Origin of the sequence: Rhizobium sp. SG570 (assembly GCF_012275345.1) — a bacterium.
Lineage (GTDB): Bacteria > Pseudomonadota > Alphaproteobacteria > Rhizobiales > Rhizobiaceae > Rhizobium > Rhizobium lusitanum.
Map to the genome: position 1 here is coordinate 18,051 of NZ_JAAZQI010000013.1, position 15,591 is coordinate 33,641.

The 15,591-nt window shown below is 61.4% G+C and carries 14 protein-coding genes; 7 read left to right on the forward strand and 7 right to left on the reverse strand.

The window, feature by feature from the left end:
• Positions 1 to 52 precede the first annotated feature (52 nt).
• On the forward strand, positions 53 to 937 hold the full coding sequence (locus FHT28_RS23940; protein ID WP_037196913.1) for a methyltransferase domain-containing protein: 885 nt from the start codon (positions 53 to 55) through the stop codon (positions 935 to 937).
• A 35-nt stretch (positions 938 to 972) separates the two neighbouring features.
• On the opposite strand, the gene FHT28_RS23945 is transcribed toward FHT28_RS23940, so the two are convergent.
• Together FHT28_RS23945 and FHT28_RS23950 are read right to left on the reverse strand one after the other, a co-directional pair.
• Entirely contained in the window at positions 973 to 1,155 is a 183-nt protein-coding gene (locus FHT28_RS23945; RefSeq protein WP_037196651.1) for a Flp family type IVb pilin, read from the reverse strand.
• A gap of 88 nt (positions 1,156 to 1,243) precedes the next feature.
• Entirely contained in the window at positions 1,244 to 1,561 is a 318-nt protein-coding gene (locus FHT28_RS23950; RefSeq protein WP_034481918.1) for a hypothetical protein, read from the reverse strand.
• A 388-nt stretch (positions 1,562 to 1,949) separates the two neighbouring features.
• On the opposite strand from FHT28_RS23950, the gene FHT28_RS23955 reads away from it, so the two are divergent.
• The gene (locus FHT28_RS23955; protein WP_168597544.1) at positions 1,950 to 2,276 is read left to right on the forward strand and encodes a hypothetical protein; all 327 of its coding nucleotides are present in this window, start codon (positions 1,950 to 1,952) and stop codon (positions 2,274 to 2,276) included.
• A gap of 2 nt (positions 2,277 to 2,278) precedes the next feature.
• Here the strand turns inward: FHT28_RS23955 and mutT are convergent, their stop codons facing one another.
• From mutT to FHT28_RS23975, 4 genes are all read right to left on the reverse strand, one after another.
• The gene (gene mutT / locus FHT28_RS23960) at positions 2,279 to 2,692 is read right to left on the reverse strand and encodes an 8-oxo-dGTP diphosphatase MutT (RefSeq protein WP_047640856.1); all 414 of its coding nucleotides are present in this window, start codon (positions 2,690 to 2,692) and stop codon (positions 2,279 to 2,281) included.
• Positions 2,689 to 3,498, reverse strand: coding sequence for a GNAT family N-acetyltransferase (locus FHT28_RS23965; RefSeq protein WP_168597545.1), 810 nt, complete (start codon positions 3,496 to 3,498; stop codon positions 2,689 to 2,691). Before FHT28_RS23965 ends, mutT begins: the two co-directional genes overlap by 4 nt.
• Positions 3,479 to 4,720: a bifunctional glutamate N-acetyltransferase/amino-acid acetyltransferase ArgJ gene (gene argJ / locus FHT28_RS23970; protein ID WP_037196659.1), complete on the reverse strand. Its 1,242-nt coding sequence runs from the start codon at positions 4,718 to 4,720 to the stop codon at positions 3,479 to 3,481. The genes FHT28_RS23965 and argJ overlap by 20 nt, the downstream gene beginning before the upstream one ends.
• Before the next feature lie 63 nt (positions 4,721 to 4,783).
• On the reverse strand, positions 4,784 to 5,686 hold the full coding sequence (locus FHT28_RS23975; RefSeq protein ID WP_047553445.1) for a peptidylprolyl isomerase: 903 nt from the start codon (positions 5,684 to 5,686) through the stop codon (positions 4,784 to 4,786).
• Between the two features lie 246 nt (positions 5,687 to 5,932).
• Here FHT28_RS23975 and secA point away from each other — a divergent pair, with 246 nt between their 5' ends.
• From secA to FHT28_RS23990, 3 genes are all read left to right on the forward strand, one after another.
• Positions 5,933 to 8,653: a preprotein translocase subunit SecA gene (secA, locus tag FHT28_RS23980; protein ID WP_168597546.1), complete on the forward strand. Its 2,721-nt coding sequence runs from the start codon at positions 5,933 to 5,935 to the stop codon at positions 8,651 to 8,653.
• Positions 8,654 to 8,825: 172 nt separating this feature from the next.
• Positions 8,826 to 10,244, forward strand: coding sequence for a lipopolysaccharide biosynthesis protein (locus FHT28_RS23985; protein ID WP_168597615.1), 1,419 nt, complete (start codon positions 8,826 to 8,828; stop codon positions 10,242 to 10,244).
• A 2-nt stretch (positions 10,245 to 10,246) separates the two neighbouring features.
• Positions 10,247 to 11,518 carry a GNAT family N-acetyltransferase gene (locus tag FHT28_RS23990; protein ID WP_037196670.1) on the forward strand — a complete coding sequence of 424 codons (1,272 nt, stop codon included), beginning with the start codon at positions 10,247 to 10,249 and terminating at the stop codon, positions 11,516 to 11,518.
• An 82-nt stretch (positions 11,519 to 11,600) separates the two neighbouring features.
• On the opposite strand, the gene FHT28_RS23995 is transcribed toward FHT28_RS23990, so the two are convergent.
• Positions 11,601 to 13,247 carry an AMP-binding protein gene (locus tag FHT28_RS23995; protein ID WP_168597547.1) on the reverse strand — a complete coding sequence of 549 codons (1,647 nt, stop codon included), beginning with the start codon at positions 13,245 to 13,247 and terminating at the stop codon, positions 11,601 to 11,603.
• 254 nt (positions 13,248 to 13,501) lie between these two features.
• On the opposite strand from FHT28_RS23995, the gene FHT28_RS24000 reads away from it, so the two are divergent.
• Positions 13,502 to 14,482, forward strand: a complete 981-nt coding sequence (locus FHT28_RS24000) for an aldo/keto reductase (RefSeq protein ID WP_037196674.1) — start codon at positions 13,502 to 13,504, stop codon at positions 14,480 to 14,482.
• A 251-nt stretch (positions 14,483 to 14,733) separates the two neighbouring features.
• Positions 14,734 to 15,528: a methyltransferase domain-containing protein gene (locus tag FHT28_RS24005; protein WP_047553454.1), complete on the forward strand. Its 795-nt coding sequence runs from the start codon at positions 14,734 to 14,736 to the stop codon at positions 15,526 to 15,528.
• Positions 15,529 to 15,591: the final 63 nt, after the last annotated feature.

Consider the following 15,591-nt stretch of genomic DNA (forward strand, 5'->3'; position numbering starts at 1 on the left):
ACGTGCGTGCTCGCCACGCCCCGCCGAAGTGATGATATTGCAGGAAACCGCCATGGAAATCGTGTTCGACCAATCGCTGCTCGCTGCCCGCAAACACCGGGCGCTGCGACAGGGCGACGCCAAGGCTGCGTTTCTTCTCGACATCGCGGCGAGCGAACTGGCGGAGCGACTTGGTGTCATCGAACGGCATTTCGACGAAGCGGTGGAGCTTCACGGCGCGACCGGCATCGCGGCGCGCCTCGCGCTGGCGACCGGCAAGATCGGCCATCTCAGCAGGATCGAAAGCGAGACGGGCTTTGCCGCACCCGGCGAGACCTTGATCGCGGCGCCGCTCGAGGAATTGCCGCTCGAAGCCGAGTCGGTCAATCTTGTCCTCTCTCCCCTCAGCTTGCATGTCACCAACGATACGCCTGGCGTTTTCATCCAGGTCCGCCGCGCGCTCAAGGCCGACGGCCTTTTCCTGGCGGCGATCCCGGGCTTGGGAACCCTGCAGGAATTGCGCGATGTGCTGCTGGCAACCGAGATCGAACTGACGGGTGGAGCCAGCCCGCGCGTCATCCCCTTCGCCGATGTCCGCGATGTCGGCGGCCTTTTGCAGCGTGCCGGTTTTACTCTGCCCGTCATAGACGCCGAGACCTATACGGTGCGCTACGACAATCTGTTCGCGCTGATGCGCGACCTGCGCGCCATGGGCATGACCAATCCGCTTGCCGACCGCAGCCGCAAGCCGCTGACACGCGCCTTTTTCCTGCGCGCCGCCGAACTCTACTCTGAGCGCTATTCCGATGCCGACGGCAGGATCAGAGCGACCTTCTCGATCATCTATGCATCCGGCTGGACGCCGCATGAAAGCCAGCAGAAGCCGCTTCAGCCGGGTTCGGCCAAGGCACGCCTGGCCGATGCGCTCAAGGTCGAGGAGCACAAGCTCAAACAATAGTCCGTCAGTCGAGGCGAATGGAGCGGGCGGCCGCTTCAATTCCCGGAGGCAGACGAATTCTGAATCGTGTTGGACAATATATTGAAGGCGCTCGCAAGGCTCCCGCCGAAAGCGCCGACACCACTGATGATCGCCGCGGACATGAGGGCAGCGATGAGGCCGTACTCGATGACCGTTGCACCGGTCTTGTCATTGAAAAAACGCCGTACAGAACGCATACGCTCAAAGCTCCCAGCTCCAGCATTGGACATCAACATCTCGTGAATCCGATGCTCGTCATGGCATCTGGCAGGCTATGCGTAAGCTCTATTGGCAGCCGCTGTCGGCTCCGTACCCCTGAACGATGCAGACCGAACCCGGCTCATGCTGCAGCACGCTGCGGCGGATCGTATAACGCTTGCCGTTTTCAGTCTGTGGGATCGAACCGGTGGTAATATTGTCGAGATCCGGTGCACTTGCAAGCACACGCGACTTGGATTTGTCGGAGAGCATTGGCGTCAGGATAAGCGAAAGCGCGACCGCCGCCGTACCGAACAGCAAAGCGATATTCAACGCGCCCGTCTTGCGCGACGTGGAATAGGACTGCTCTTTTTCCTGAACAGCTTTCCAGAAATCGTCGTCCATTGTGTCAAGCCTTCTCTAACGCACCCAACAACCGCTTGATTGAGAGCATTGAATGCCAGAAGGTCATAAACGATCCCTTAATATCCACATGCAAATTAATGAGGCGTAATATTCCGGGACAGCGCCCGATTCGGGCTATAGGCCTGATATTAAATGGCTAATTTCTGTTAACCATACTTGCCCGATGCCGTCTCTGAGCGCGCCAAATATGTGCGCTGCAAACTCAAACAAGACCCGGTGCGTCATCAGGCGACAAACTTCTCTCAGAATAGCACGCCAAAGAATAGTTATAAATAGATTACACCAATAGATTGACGTTGACGCCCACTCGCGCGAATGCGACGCATGACAAAGATACCATTCTCATAAGTTGTGGCGGAGCTGACATATGGTGGGGTTGTTCAAAGCGGTCGGCGGCCTCGTTGTCGCCTTCGCGATCGTGTTGGCCGTCTCGATGCTTTTCATCGGTGGCATCGGCGGCTTTGTCGCGGGGCCGGTCGCGGCGCTTTTCTATGCATTTTGCGGTGCCGTGATTTTTACCTTCGGATTGATGCTCGAGCATCTAGAGGCAATCCGCCGGGATTCAGCCAGACAATCGGAAATGCTGACGGAGTTGCTCCGGAGAACACCGAAGACAGAGCCTTCCCATCGAGAGGCTAAGGCGAATAATCTCGATCAGCTCGCTCAGTCGAACTTCCGCTTCAAGGAAATCTAACCCTAAAGCAGATCCTGCAGGAATGGGATCAGCGGCTCATCGGCCGGCGGCATCGGATAGTCGCGCAGGGCCTGCGGCCGCACCCATTTGATCGCCTGCCCTTCCCGGCCATGCGGGATGCCATCGTAACGCCGGCAGATATAGAGCGGCATCAGCAGATGGAAGGTTTCATAGGTGTGGCTGGCGAAAGTCAGCGGTGCCAGGCAAGCAATCTTGGTCTGGATACCGAGCTCTTCCTCAAGCTCGCGCACCAATGTCTCCTCCGGCGTCTCGCCGGTCTCGACCTTGCCGCCGGGGAATTCCCAGAGACCGGCCAGCGACTTGCCCTCGGGCCGCTGCGCCAGAAGAATCCGGCCATCCGTATCGATGAGCGCGCAGGCGGCAACGAGGACGATCTTGCGGCCAGCTTCGCTCATGCTTCCTCCGAAGATTGCCAATAGCAATAGCGATAGGCCTCGCGGAATCCGAAGCGGGCATAAAGCGCCAGGGCCGGCTCGTTGTCGGCGGCGACCTGAAGCCAGGCCGTCTTGGCGCTGCGCATCCGCGCCCAACGCAACGCCGACGTCAGGATTTCGGCACCCAACCCCTTGCGCCGATGCTGCGCCGAAACGGAAACCGACAGAATACCGGCAAGATCATTATCCTGTACGCAAAGTGTCGTCGCCACGGGTCCGGCATCGTTATTTTCGATGACGAAGAGACCCGACGGCGGCTTAATGCTGCTCACCACCTCGGCCAGCGCGGGCTTCAGGGCCGGATCAGCCCCATCAACCAGCAGGCTCGCATCGACGTAGCGGCCGACGTCATGGCTCGGAAGGTGATCGAGCATATCCGGCAGCTCCAGATCGACCAGATCGGCGATCATGACGAGCGTCTCGTCGAACCGCGTCCAGCCGCGCTTCTGCAGGAGATCGATGAGCTGCGACGAGGCGAGCGGCGTCTCGCGCACCACCATCGGCCTGCCATAAGCTTCGAACTTCCGCCGCGCCTTCGCCAGCCGGATTTCGAGATCGCGATGATCGGAGGGGTCGAGCGGCACCACCGAATTGAGCCGCTTCGACGGATGACCCGCCGTCAGCCGCACCTGCCAGCTGCCATCATACTGCACGGACGAAGCAGGCCATGCCCGAAAGCCAACAGCTTCGAGCCTGCGCACCAAGGGCAGCTTGTTTATCGTGGACTGCGCATGCATCAGCGAGATATCAGCTCCGGTAGTCGCCATTGATGGCAACATATTCCTTGGTGAGGTCGCAGGTCCAGACCGTCGCGCGGCCATTGCCGAGGCCGAGATCGACCTTCACGGGAATATCCTGCTGCTTCATCACGTTCGACGCCGCCTCCTCCGAATAGGAAGCGTCGCGTTCGCCGTTAACGGCAACGCGGACATCGCCGAACCAGATGGCGAGCTTGTCGCGATCCGCCATCTCGCCGGCCTTGCCGACCGCCATGACGACGCGGCCCCAATTGGCGTCTTCGCCGGCGGCCGCTGTTTTGACCAGCGGCGAATTGGCGATGGAAAGCGCAATGCGCTTCGCGGCAGCGTCATTTTCGGCGCCGGTCACGGTGATCTCGAGCATCTTGGTGGCGCCTTCGCCGTCCCGGACGACCTGGATGGCGAGGTCCTTGAGGAGTTCGTTGAGTGCCGTGCGGAACGCCGCAAGCTTCGGGTCATCGGCGCGGTCGATGCGCGCCTGTCCGTCAGCCGCGGCAGCGCCGGTGGCAAACAGCATCAGCGTATCCGAGGTCGAGGTATCGCTATCAACAGTCATGGAATTGAAGCTCGGACCGACACCATCGGACAGCAGCGCCTGCAGCGCGGAAGAGGAAATATCGGCATCCGTCACGACGAAGGAAAGCATCGTCGCCATATCGGGGGCGATCATGCCCGCACCCTTGGCGATGCCGTTGATGGTGACCTTGACGCCATCGATCTCGGCGCTGCGGGTCGCAACCTTCGGATAGGTATCCGTGGTCATGATCGCCTTGGCCGCTTCGAACCAGAAATCGCTGACGGCATCCTTCGCCATGGTGTCGAGCACGCCGGCAAATTTGGTCGCGTCCAGAGGCTCGCCTATGACGCCTGTCGAGGCGAGATAGACTTCGTTTTCACCGCAACCGACGGCAGAGGCAGCGGACTTGGCGGTCAGTTCCGTCGCCTGGCGGCCCTTCAGGCCGGTAAAGGCATTGGCATTGCCGGAATTGACGACGACGGCGCGAGCGCTGCCATGCGCCAGGTTCGCCCGGCAGAAATCGACGGGAGCCGAGGGGCACTTCGAGCGTGTGAAAACGCCGGCGACGGCTGCCGGCTTGTCGAAGACCATCAGCAGGACGTCGGTCCGGTTCTTATACTTGATGCCGGCGGAGGCCGTGGTCATGCGCACACCGCGAAGGGCAGGCATGGAAGCGAAGGTTTTGGGTGCAAGCGGAGAGACGGAACCGGACATGAGAGCCACCTGATAGTGAAAGGCCCGGAAAATCCGGGCCCTGATGATCTTGCTTGCGACTGCTTACTGCTGCGGCTGGGCGTCAGGAGAGACGGCGTCGTCCGCCGGTGCTGCGTCCTGCTGCTTCTGCGCATCCTCATAGGCCTTGCTGAGCGCCGGGTCGCTGATGGCGACCTTGCTGTCCTGCTTGGCCTTGTTCAGGAGTTCAAGATACTTGTCGCGCATGACGAGCTGACGAACCTGGTCCTTGACCTGATCGAACGGCGGTGGCGGAGCCACGCGCTTGTCTTCGACCTTGATGACATGCCAGCCGAAATCGCTCTTGACCGGAGTCTTCGTGTAAGTGCCAACCGGCAGGGCAAAGGCAGCGTCTTCGAATTCCTTGACCATGCGGCCATGGCCGAAATAGCCGAGATCGCCGCCGTCGGCCTTGTTCGGATCGGTGGACTTTTCCTTGGCGAGTGCGGCGAAATCCTTGCCGCCGTCGAGTTCCTTGATGACTGCCTTGGCTTCATCCTCGGTCTTCACCAGGATATGGCGGGCATGCACTTCTTCCTGCTTCGGAAGGGCGGCGACTTCCTTGTCGTAGCGGGCCTTGACTTCCGCATCCGTGATGGCGTCGGCAACATGCGCCTTGAAATAGGCATTGTGCAGCTCGCGGTCGCGCAGATAGGCCATGTGAGCCTGGAAGTCCGGAGTCTGATCGAGCTTCTCGGCGGCAGCCTTCTGCGAAAGCAGCTTCACGTCGATCGAAGCCGAAAGCGCGGCGACCTTCTTCTGGTCGTCCGGAAGCTGGCCGAGCTGCGGATCAAGATTGGCGATCGCCAGATTGAGTTCGGACTGATGGATTTCAACGTCGCCGACCTTGGCGACAACGGGATCCTGGGCATCAGCCGCAAAGACAGGCGCCTGGAAGGTGATGATTGTTGCGAAAGCAACCGCAGCAAGTTTGTTGTACTTCAACATAAAATAACCCTTCGGTGGTCTCGACCGGCTCGACAGTTATGATTCCGGCGTGAAAAAGCCTTCAGCAGGAGAATGTGGCCTTTGTGTATCGGCCAAATCCCGTTGACATCAATCGACCCCCCTCTTATCTGTCACGCAACCTCGCGTCCAGAACAGTTTCCGGCCGTTTTGTGCTAAACTCCCGTTTTTTTTGGGAATGGATAAAGCAGGATACGGCAGGATGAAATCTCAGAAAGGACCAGTAACATGGTCAGCCTAGGTGGAATTGCCCGCAAGTTGTTCGGCTCGTCCAACGACCGCCGCGTGAAGTCGTTCCAGCCGAATGTCGTTGCCATCAATGCGCTCGAGCAAGAGATGCGCGCGCTGTCCGATGAAGCTTTGACCGCCAAGACGGTTGAGTTCCGCCAGCAGTTCGCCGATGGCAAGACCCTCGACGACCTCCTCGTTCCCGCCTTTGCGGTGGCCCGCGAGGCGTCGCGCCGCGTTCTCGGCATGCGACCTTTTGACGTACAGCTCGTCGGCGGTATGATCCTTCATTCCAATGCCATTGCCGAAATGAAGACCGGCGAAGGCAAGACGCTCGTGGCGACCCTGCCGGTCTATCTGAATGCGCTGGCCGGCAAGGGCGTGCATGTCGTCACAGTCAACGACTACCTGGCACAGCGCGACAGCGCCACCATGGGCCGCCTCTATGGCTTCCTCGGCATGACCACGGGCGTCATCGTCCACGGCATGTCCGACGACGAGCGGCGCGACGCCTATGCCTGCGACATCACCTACGGCACCAACAACGAGCTCGGTTTCGACTATCTTCGCGACAATATGAAATACGAGCGCGGGCAGATGGTACAGCGCGGCCATCCCTTCGCCATCGTCGACGAAGTGGACTCCATCCTGATCGACGAAGCGCGCACGCCGTTGATCATTTCAGGCCCGCTCGACGACCGTTCCGATCTCTACACGACGATCGACGCCTTCATCCCGCGCCTTTCGAAGGAAGATTACGAAATCGACGAAAAGCAGCGCTCGGCCAACTTCTCCGAAGAAGGCACCGAGAAGCTGGAAAACATGCTGAGCGAGGCCGGCCTGCTCAAGGGTGAATCTCTTTATGACGTCGAGAACGTCGCGATCGTCCACCACATCAACAACGCGCTCAAGGCCCACAAGCTCTTCCAGCGCGACAAGGACTATATCGTGCGCAACGATGAAGTCGTCATCATCGACGAGTTCACCGGCCGCATGATGCCGGGCCGCCGCTATTCGGACGGCCAGCACCAGGCTCTGGAAGCCAAGGAACGGGTACAGATCCAGCCGGAAAACCAGACGCTGGCGCAGATCACCTTCCAGAACTATTTCCGCATGTACGGCAAGCTCGCCGGCATGACCGGCACGGCGTCGACGGAAGCGGAAGAATTCGGCAACATCTACGGCCTCGACGTGATCGAAGTGCCGACCAACCTGCCGATCCAGCGTATCGACGAGGACGACGAGGTCTATCGTACGCATGAAGAGAAATTCAAGGCGATCATCGCCGAGATCCTGGATGCGCACAAGCGCGACCAGCCGGTGCTCGTCGGTACCACGTCGATCGAAAAGTCGGAACTTCTCGCCGACCTTATGCGCAAGCAGGGCTTCAACAACTTCCAGGTCCTGAACGCCCGCTACCATGAGCAGGAAGCCTACATCGTCGCCCAGGCCGGCGTTCCCGGCGCCGTGACGATCGCCACCAACATGGCCGGCCGCGGCACCGACATCCAGCTCGGCGGCAACCTCGAAATGCGCGTCGAGCGCGACCTGCACGATGTCGAGCCCGGTCCGGAGCGCGACGCAGCGATCGCCAGGATCGCCGAGGAGATCCAAGTACTCAAGCAGCGGTCGATCGCCGCCGGCGGTCTCTACGTCATCGCCAGCGAGCGCCATGAAAGCCGCCGCATCGACAATCAGCTGCGTGGCCGTTCCGGCCGTCAGGGCGACCCCGGCCGCTCGAAATTCTACCTGTCGCTGCAGGATGATCTGATGCGCATCTTCGGCTCCGACCGCATGGACGGCATGCTGCAGAAGCTCGGCCTCAAGGAAGGCGAAGCCATCGTCCATCCCTGGATCAACAAGGCGCTGGAACGCGCCCAGAAGAAGGTCGAAGCCCGCAACTTCGACATCCGCAAGAACGTTCTGAAGTATGACGACGTGCTGAACGACCAGCGCAAGGTCATCTTCGAGCAGCGCGTCGAGCTGATGGACGCGACGGATCTCACGGAAACCGTCGGCGACATGCGCCACGACGTCATCGAGGATCTCGTCGCCAAGCATATTCCTGAACGCGCCTATGCCGAGCAGTGGGACGCCGATGGCCTGAAGGCGGCGGTCGCCAACTTTTTCGACATCGACCTCCCGATCCACGACTGGGTCAAGGAAGAGGGCATCGCCGAGGACGACATTCGCGCACGCCTGACGGAAGTCACCGAAAAGGCCGCCACCGAAAAGGCTGAGCGTTTCGGCCCCGAGATCATGACCTATGTCGAGCGCTCCATCGTCCTGCAGACGCTGGACAATCTTTGGCGCGAGCATATCGTCAACCTCGACCATCTGCGTTCGGTCATCGGCTTCCGCGGCTATGCCCAGCGCGACCCGCTGCAGGAATACAAGGCCGAGGCTTTCGAGCTGTTCCAGGCACTCTTGAACAACCTGCGCCAGGCCGTGACAGCCCAGCTTTCACGTGTCGAACTCGTGCAGCAGCCGGCCGAACCGCAGACCCCGCCGATGCAGGCACGCCATATCGACGCCACGACAGGCGAAGACGAGTTCGCGCCGTTTAGCCTCGCAAGCGAAAGCTTCGTGTCTCCGGAAAGTCGCGACCCGCAAAACCCGGCAACCTGGGGCCGCGTCGGCCGCAACGAGGCATGCCCCTGCGGCTCCGGCAAGAAATACAAGCATTGCCATGGCGCCTTCGAGAGCACCGAAGTCGTCTGACATATCGTTGCTTTTGAAAATCAACAGGATGCCGCCTTCGGGCGGCATTTTTTGTTGCGGTGAGCCGCCATCGCTTATGTCGCTTTCAAAGGTTATAAAGAACTGATTCTTAACTCTCCTCTGCCAAGACTATCGCAGGTTGATGTCATATTTAAAGTATTGCGTATCGATGATGGCGGTCTTTCAAACAGCAGAGAGAATGCTGCCGTCCGCATTGCGGACTGCGCTATCGCCATATCTGCATAAACTTGCCGACCTTCTCACGGGCCACGACGAAAAGTCCGTTTCGCAGCGCATGGCACTGATCGCCTTCGCCATCCGCATTGCCGGCGCAGCACTCGCCTTCGTCTCGCAGATCGTCCTCGCCCGCCTGATGGGCAGATTCGAGTATGGCGTCTTCGTCTTCGTCTGGGTGCTGATGATCCTCTTCGGCAACCTCGCCTGCTTGGGCTTCCCCACCGCCGTCATCCGTTTCCTGCCGCAATATGAAGCCAGCGACAATCATGACGCCGTCCGCGGCCTGAATGCGACGGCGCGCCTGTTCGTCGTCGCGGTCTCCGGCGCCCTGGCGCTGATCGGCGCGATCCTGCTTTACGCCTTCAGCGGCAAGATCGAGCACTACTACGTCATGCCTGTTTTCCTCGGGCTGATTGCCGTGCCGATGATCGCGCTCGGTGACGTTCTGGATGGTACGGCGCGCGCCAAACACTGGCCGATCATGGCCTTGAGCCCGACCTTCCTGATCCGTCCGACGCTGACCCTGCTCTTCATGCTCGCCGCTGTCCTTGCAGGCGCACCGCGCGATGCGGTCACGGCAATGGCAGCGGCGCTGGCAGGCGCGTTTACGAGCGTCCTCCTGCAATACCTCGCCGTGACTTTGCGCCTGCGCCGCCATTATCCGAGCGGAGCGAAAGCCACCGAGTTCAATGCCTGGCTGGCGGTCGCCTTTCCGATATTCCTGGTCGAAGGCGTCGGCTATCTCCTTACCAATTCGGACGTCATCGTCGTCGGGATCTTTCTTGATCCGGAGGAGGTCGCCGTCTATTTCGCCGCCGCCAAGACCATGGCTCTGGTTCATTTCGTCTATTTCGCCGTCAAGGCAGCCATCGGCCCGCGCTTTGCCGCCATCATCGCCGAAAACGACCGGTCCAAGCTCGCCGCCTTCGCCACCGAAGCAACGCGCTGGACCTTCTTCCCGGCGCTGGCCGTCGGGCTTGCCGTCCTGGCGGCCGGGCAGTTCCTTCTGTCGCTTTTCGGCGCTGCCTTCGCCGAAGGTCAGGTGGTGATGGCCATCCTGCTTGCCGGCATCCTCGTCAAGGCGCTGGTCGGTCCCGCCGAAGTGCTGCTGACGATGGCGGACAAGCAGATGCTCTGCGTCTATCTCTATGCTGCCGCGCTCGTCGCCAATATCATCCTCAACGTCATCCTCATTCCGCATTTCGGCATCGAGGGTGCGGCCATTGCCGGTGCCGCCGCCATGGCGGTCGAGGCCCTGCTTCTGCATCTTGCCGTGCGCCATGCGCTCGGCATCACGCTATTCGCCCTCATCCGCCGCCCGGCGGCACTCGCAACGACGAACGGGGCTCTCTGATCATGGCGCGCCCTCCCTTTACCGAAAGTACCGACAGCCAAGTGAATGCCCTGACGCATACGCTTGCATCGCTGCATTTCGAAACGCCGAAGGCCGAGGCCCGCGCCGAAGTCGGCCGGGCCGGCCGTGAACTTTGCCTCTATCCCGGCAAGCTCGGTTATGAGCTGCAGGACGAGTTGGACTTCCTGTCCAATCGCGCCATGGAGCCGAACGTCTTCTTCTCCGGACGCTTCCTGGCGCCTGCCATGCCGCGGCTCGAAGACCGGCAGGTACGGCTCGCCCTGATGCGCGACAACAGCAGTACGCGCAGCCGCATGCGCCTGCTGATGCCCTTTACCGTCGACAAGCCGGGCTTTGCGCTCGGCCCCTCGATCATCCGCGTCTGGTCGAATTCGTTCGGCCCGCTTGGCACACCGCTGGTCGATGCGGAGGATGCCGGCGAAACGCTCGACAATCTTTTCGAAGCGCTGGCCCGACAGGAACTGCACCTGCCGACCACGCTCGTACTTCCTGATATCCGCCTGAACGGCCGTTTCGCGCAGATGGCAAAGGTCATTGCCATCGGCCGAAATCTGCCCATTGCGGTCGCAAACCCCTTCCAGCGCCCGATACTCGACAGCAAGGACGATGCTCTCGCCTATCTGAAGCGGACGATCTCGAACGCGCATCTGCGCGAAATGCGCCGGCAGTGGCGTCTCTTGGAAAACCAGGGCGAGGTCACCTATAGCGTCGCCCGCCAGCCTCGCGACGTTCACCAGCGCATGGAAGAATACCTGGCGCTCGAGGCAAGCGGCTGGAAGGGCAAAAAACGTTCGGCTCTGGTCACCGATCGCCATCATGCCGCCTTTGCCCGCGAAGCGATCTCCAACCTAGCGGCCGTCGACGCCGTGCGTATCCACACCATCGATCTCAACGGCAAGGCCATCGCCTCGATGATCGTGCTGATCATGGGCGGCGAGGCCTATACCTGGAAGACGGCCTATGACGAGGCCTATGCCCGCTATTCGCCGGGCAAGCTGCTGATGGCCGAGTTGACGGAGTGGCATCTCGACGATGCCAATGTCGTCCGCTCTGATTCCTGCGCGGTGCCGGATCATCCGATCATGAGCCGCTTCTGGCACGAGCGCGAAGAAATGGGCACACTGATCATCGGCCTCGCCCAAAACGGCGACCGCGACGTCCGGCAGGTGGCCACGCAATTGCACATGTATCGCAGCACCCGCAACATGGCGAAACTGCTGCGCGAAAAGATCCTGTCGCTCACGAAGCGCTAAAGCAATTCCAGCAGAAGTGCGCCGCGGTTCTGCGTCCGGAATTGCGTGAAAACAAAGAGATAGGGCATTTCCGTGACTCCGTCTAAGACGGAAATGCTCTATCTTCGGCGGTCGCCCGCTCGCGCAGCAGGCGACGGATCACCTTGCCCGAGGTCGTCAGCGGCAGCGCGTCGACGAACTCTATCTCGCGCGGATATTCATGCATGGAAAGCCGCGTCTTCACCCACTCGCGGATCTCCACTGCCAGCGCCTCGCTCGGCTCGCGGCCGGGCACCAGGACGACATAGGCCTTGACGATCTCGGTCCGCACCGCATCCGGCTTGCCGACGGCCGCGGCAAGCTGAACCGCCGGATGGCCGCCGAGGCAATCCTCGATCTCGCTTGGGCCGATACGATAGCCGGAAGAGGTTATGACATCGTCGTCGCGGCCGACGAAGGAAACATAGCCCTCGGTATCCTGCCGGCCGATATCGCCGGTCAGCAGCCAGTCACCGGCGAACTTCGCTTCCGTCGCCTTCTCATCCCGCCAATAGCCAAGAAACATCACCGGATCAGGTCGCCTTATCGCGATCTGCCCGCTTTCGCCCAAGGCGACCTCGACGCCATCGGCATCGACGACCGCAACCCGATGTCCGGGCACCGGCTTTCCCGTCGCGCCGGGGCGGCTGACACCGAAGGCCGCACTGGACGACAGCACGAAATTGCACTCCGTCTGGCCGAAGAACTCGTTGACGCTGATGCCGAGCGCCGAGCGCGCCCATTCGAAGGTCTCGCGGCCGAGCGCCTCGCCGGCCGAGCCGATGGTGCGCAGCTTGAGATCGTAATGCGCCCGGGGATCATCGACGGCTTTCAGCAGTCTTAGCGCCGTCGGCGGGATGAAGGCGTTGCGCACGCCCATTTCGACCATGATGCGGAAAGCCGTGTGCGGGTCGAACTTCTGAGCCGGAGAGGAGACGACGGGCACGCCGAGCATCAGGCTCGGCAGCAGGGCGTTCAACAGGCCGCCGGCCCAGGCCCAGTCGGATGGCGTCCAGAGCTTGTCGCCGGCTTGCGGAAAGCCCTCATGAGCGAACTGCATGCCGGGAATATGCCCCGGCAGGACGCGATGGCCGTGCAGCGCGCCCTTCGGCGGCCCGGTCGTGCCTGACGTGAAGATCATCAATGCCGGATCGTCCGGACCCGTATCGGCCAGCTCGAAGAGCGGCGGATATGCGGCCACCAGATCGGCAAAGCCTGCGACATCTTTCTCCGCACCGTCGATGCTGATCACCTGAACCAGCTCCGGCAGCCGGTCGCGGATCGGCCGTAGCCGCTCGAGGCCGAATTGGTTGGTGACGATCGCGGATGCACCCGAGACCTTCAGCCGATATTCCAGCGCCTCGGCACCGAACAGCAGCGCCAGCGGCAGGGCGATCGCCCCCATCTTGTAGATCGCCACATGCGCCACGACGGTCTCGAAACTTTGCGGCAAGAGCAGCGCCACCCGGTCGCCGGCGCGGACCCCGAGTGCCGAAAGCGCATTGGCGAACGCGGCGGAGCGATCCCGCAACGCGCCATAGGTCATGGAGAGATGATCGCCATCCGGATCGAAATGCTGCAGGCAGATCCGATCCGGCTCGCCTTCGGCCCAGGCATCGCAAACGGCGTGCCCAATGTTGAACTTCGCCGGAATTTCCCAACGAAAATCGCGATAGAGGGCTTCATAAGTATCACGCGGGGGCAATTTCATGCGGAATTCCGAAATATGGTGCGGTGCAGCTAACACCTGTCCCCCCAGGGGTTCAAGGAAACATTTGAAATTCCCGTCTTCCCCGCCGCGCGAATCGCCTTATTTATTGAGTAATATTTCGAAGCTCTTCACGAACAGATACACTGATCGGCGGCTTTGCTCCGCTGGCTTACCCTTGGTGACGCATCCACTTTGCCTGCCCCTCGGCGGCAGAGCGTTGTTGCGCCGGATACTTGAACGGACGGAGAATATCGATGGAATACGTAAAGCTTGGCAGGACCGGTCTCGAAGTCTCGCGCATCTGCCTGGGTTGCATGACCTATGGCGATCCCGACAAGGGCACGCACGCCTGGTCCCTGAACGAGGAACACAGCCGTCCGCTGCTGCGGCAGGCGATCGAGGCCGGCATCAATTTCCTCGATACGGCCAACACCTATTCCAACGGCTCGTCCGAGGAAATCGTCGGCCGCGCCATCAAGGATTTCGCGCGCCGCGACGACATCGTGCTCGCCACCAAGGTCTTCAACCGCATGCGCCCGGGTCCGAACGGCGCCGGCCTTTCACGCAAGGCGATCTTCGACGAGATCGACAACAGCCTGCGCCGCCTCGGCACCGACTATGTCGACCTCTACCAGATCCATCGCTGGGACTATACGACGCCGATCGAGGAAACGCTGGAAGCGCTGCACGACGTCGTCAAGGCCGGCAAGGCTCGCTATATCGGCGCCTCCTCCATGTATTCCTGGCAATTCGCCAAGGCGATCTACACCTCGCGCCTCAACGGCTGGACCGAATTCGTCAGCATGCAGAACCATCTGAACCTGCTCTATCGCGAGGAGGAGCGCGAGATGCTGCCCTTTTGCGAGGACCAGAAGATCGCCGTCGTCCCCTGGAGCCCGCTTGCCCGCGGCCGCCTTACCCGCGATTGGGACGAAGCGACGGCACGCACGGAATCGGACGAATTCGGCAAGACGCTCTACACCCAGGCTGTCGACGCCGATCACAAGATCGTCGACGCCGTCGGCGCCATCGCCAAGGCTCGCGGCATCGCCCGCGCGCAGGTCGCCACCGCCTGGATCCTGCAGAAGAGCGCCGTCACCGCGCCGATCATCGGCGCTTCCAAGCCCGGCCACATCACGGACGCCGTCGCTTCGCTGGCCGTCAAATTGACGCCGGAAGAGATCGAGGCACTGGAATCGCCCTATATCCCGCATGGTGTTGCCGGGTTTAAGTGACCGGAGATTTTGGAGCTGGCCAGGCGCATGCACCGGTGCAGCATCGGACTTGCCTGGCCCCTGCGCCCGCATATGCGCGCAATCGCCTACGGGCATGCTGGTGCAGCAAGCTCCTTCTCCCCTCGGGGAGAAGGGGTTCCGCCGCAACGGTACCGTTGAGCCCGCGGCAAATCGCGCAAAAGTTATTTCACGCGCCGGTCACAGTTGAGTCATAACGGGATGAGGTTCCCCTTGCCCCCCGAGGACCGCTCATGACCACAGTTCCCTTCATAGCGCGGCGCTTTCAATCGACCGCGGCCTACTACCTGCGCTATCGCATCCCCTATCCCGACAGGCTGATTGACCGCGTCGCCGAGCGCAGCGGCCTGAAGCCCGGCGACCATGTGCTCGACCTCGGCTGCGGCCCCGGCCAACTCGGCATCGCTTTCGCGCGGCTGCAGGGCGCCGCTGTCACCGCAATGGATCCCGAGCCGGAAATGCTCGCCGCCGCCGAAGCCGGCGCTCAGGATGCCGGCGTCGAAATCACCGTACGCCAGGGCTCCTCCTACGATCTCGGACCTGATATCGGCAAGCTGCATCTCTGCGTCATGGGCCGCTCCTTCCACTGGATGGACAGGCCGGCAACGCTTGCCGCGCTGGACAAGCTGATCGAGCCTGATGGTGCGGTCGTCCTCTTCCACGATAAAAGCATCCTCGCGGAACCGGACTGGCGCGGGATCGTCGAGCCGCTGGCGGAAGCCTATTCGCCCGAACGCAACGCCGACCGCCTGCTGCGCAAGAGCAAGGCCTGGGCGCCGCATGAAGCCATGCTGCTGGCCTCGCCCTTCCGCAATCTCGAACGCATCGGCATCGTCACGGAATATACTCGGGATATCGAAGACATCGTCGGCCGCGTCTTCTCGATGTCGTCTACCTCGCCGCAGGCGCTGGGCGACAAGGCGGCGGAATTCGAAGCGGCGCTCCGCGCGGAACTGCTTGCGGCCGCACCCGACGGCAAGTTCAAGGAGATCGTCGAGGCGAACGGGCTGCTCGCCTTCCGCGACTAGAGCAATTCCGGGAAAAGTGCGTAGCGGTTTTCCGTCCGGAATTGCGTAAAAACGCTCGCTATA

Coding starts and splice junctions, on each gene's coding strand:
- FHT28_RS23940 (WP_037196913.1), top strand. CDS start 53: ATGGAAATCGTGTTCGACCAATCGCTGCTCGCTGCCCGCAAACACCGG.
- FHT28_RS23945 (WP_037196651.1), bottom strand. CDS start 1,155: ATGCGTTCTGTACGGCGTTTTTTCAATGACAAGACCGGTGCAACGGTC.
- FHT28_RS23950 (WP_034481918.1), bottom strand. CDS start 1,561: ATGGACGACGATTTCTGGAAAGCTGTTCAGGAAAAAGAGCAGTCCTAT.
- FHT28_RS23955 (WP_168597544.1), top strand. CDS start 1,950: ATGGTGGGGTTGTTCAAAGCGGTCGGCGGCCTCGTTGTCGCCTTCGCG.
- mutT (WP_047640856.1), bottom strand. CDS start 2,692: ATGAGCGAAGCTGGCCGCAAGATCGTCCTCGTTGCCGCCTGCGCGCTC.
- FHT28_RS23965 (WP_168597545.1), bottom strand. CDS start 3,498: ATGGCGACTACCGGAGCTGATATCTCGCTGATGCATGCGCAGTCCACG.
- argJ (WP_037196659.1), bottom strand. CDS start 4,720: ATGTCCGGTTCCGTCTCTCCGCTTGCACCCAAAACCTTCGCTTCCATG.
- FHT28_RS23975 (WP_047553445.1), bottom strand. CDS start 5,686: ATGTTGAAGTACAACAAACTTGCTGCGGTTGCTTTCGCAACAATCATC.
- secA (WP_168597546.1), top strand. CDS start 5,933: ATGGTCAGCCTAGGTGGAATTGCCCGCAAGTTGTTCGGCTCGTCCAAC.
- FHT28_RS23985 (WP_168597615.1), top strand. CDS start 8,826: ATGGCGGTCTTTCAAACAGCAGAGAGAATGCTGCCGTCCGCATTGCGG.
- FHT28_RS23990 (WP_037196670.1), top strand. CDS start 10,247: ATGGCGCGCCCTCCCTTTACCGAAAGTACCGACAGCCAAGTGAATGCC.
- FHT28_RS23995 (WP_168597547.1), bottom strand. CDS start 13,247: ATGAAATTGCCCCCGCGTGATACTTATGAAGCCCTCTATCGCGATTTT.
- FHT28_RS24000 (WP_037196674.1), top strand. CDS start 13,502: ATGGAATACGTAAAGCTTGGCAGGACCGGTCTCGAAGTCTCGCGCATC.
- FHT28_RS24005 (WP_047553454.1), top strand. CDS start 14,734: ATGACCACAGTTCCCTTCATAGCGCGGCGCTTTCAATCGACCGCGGCC.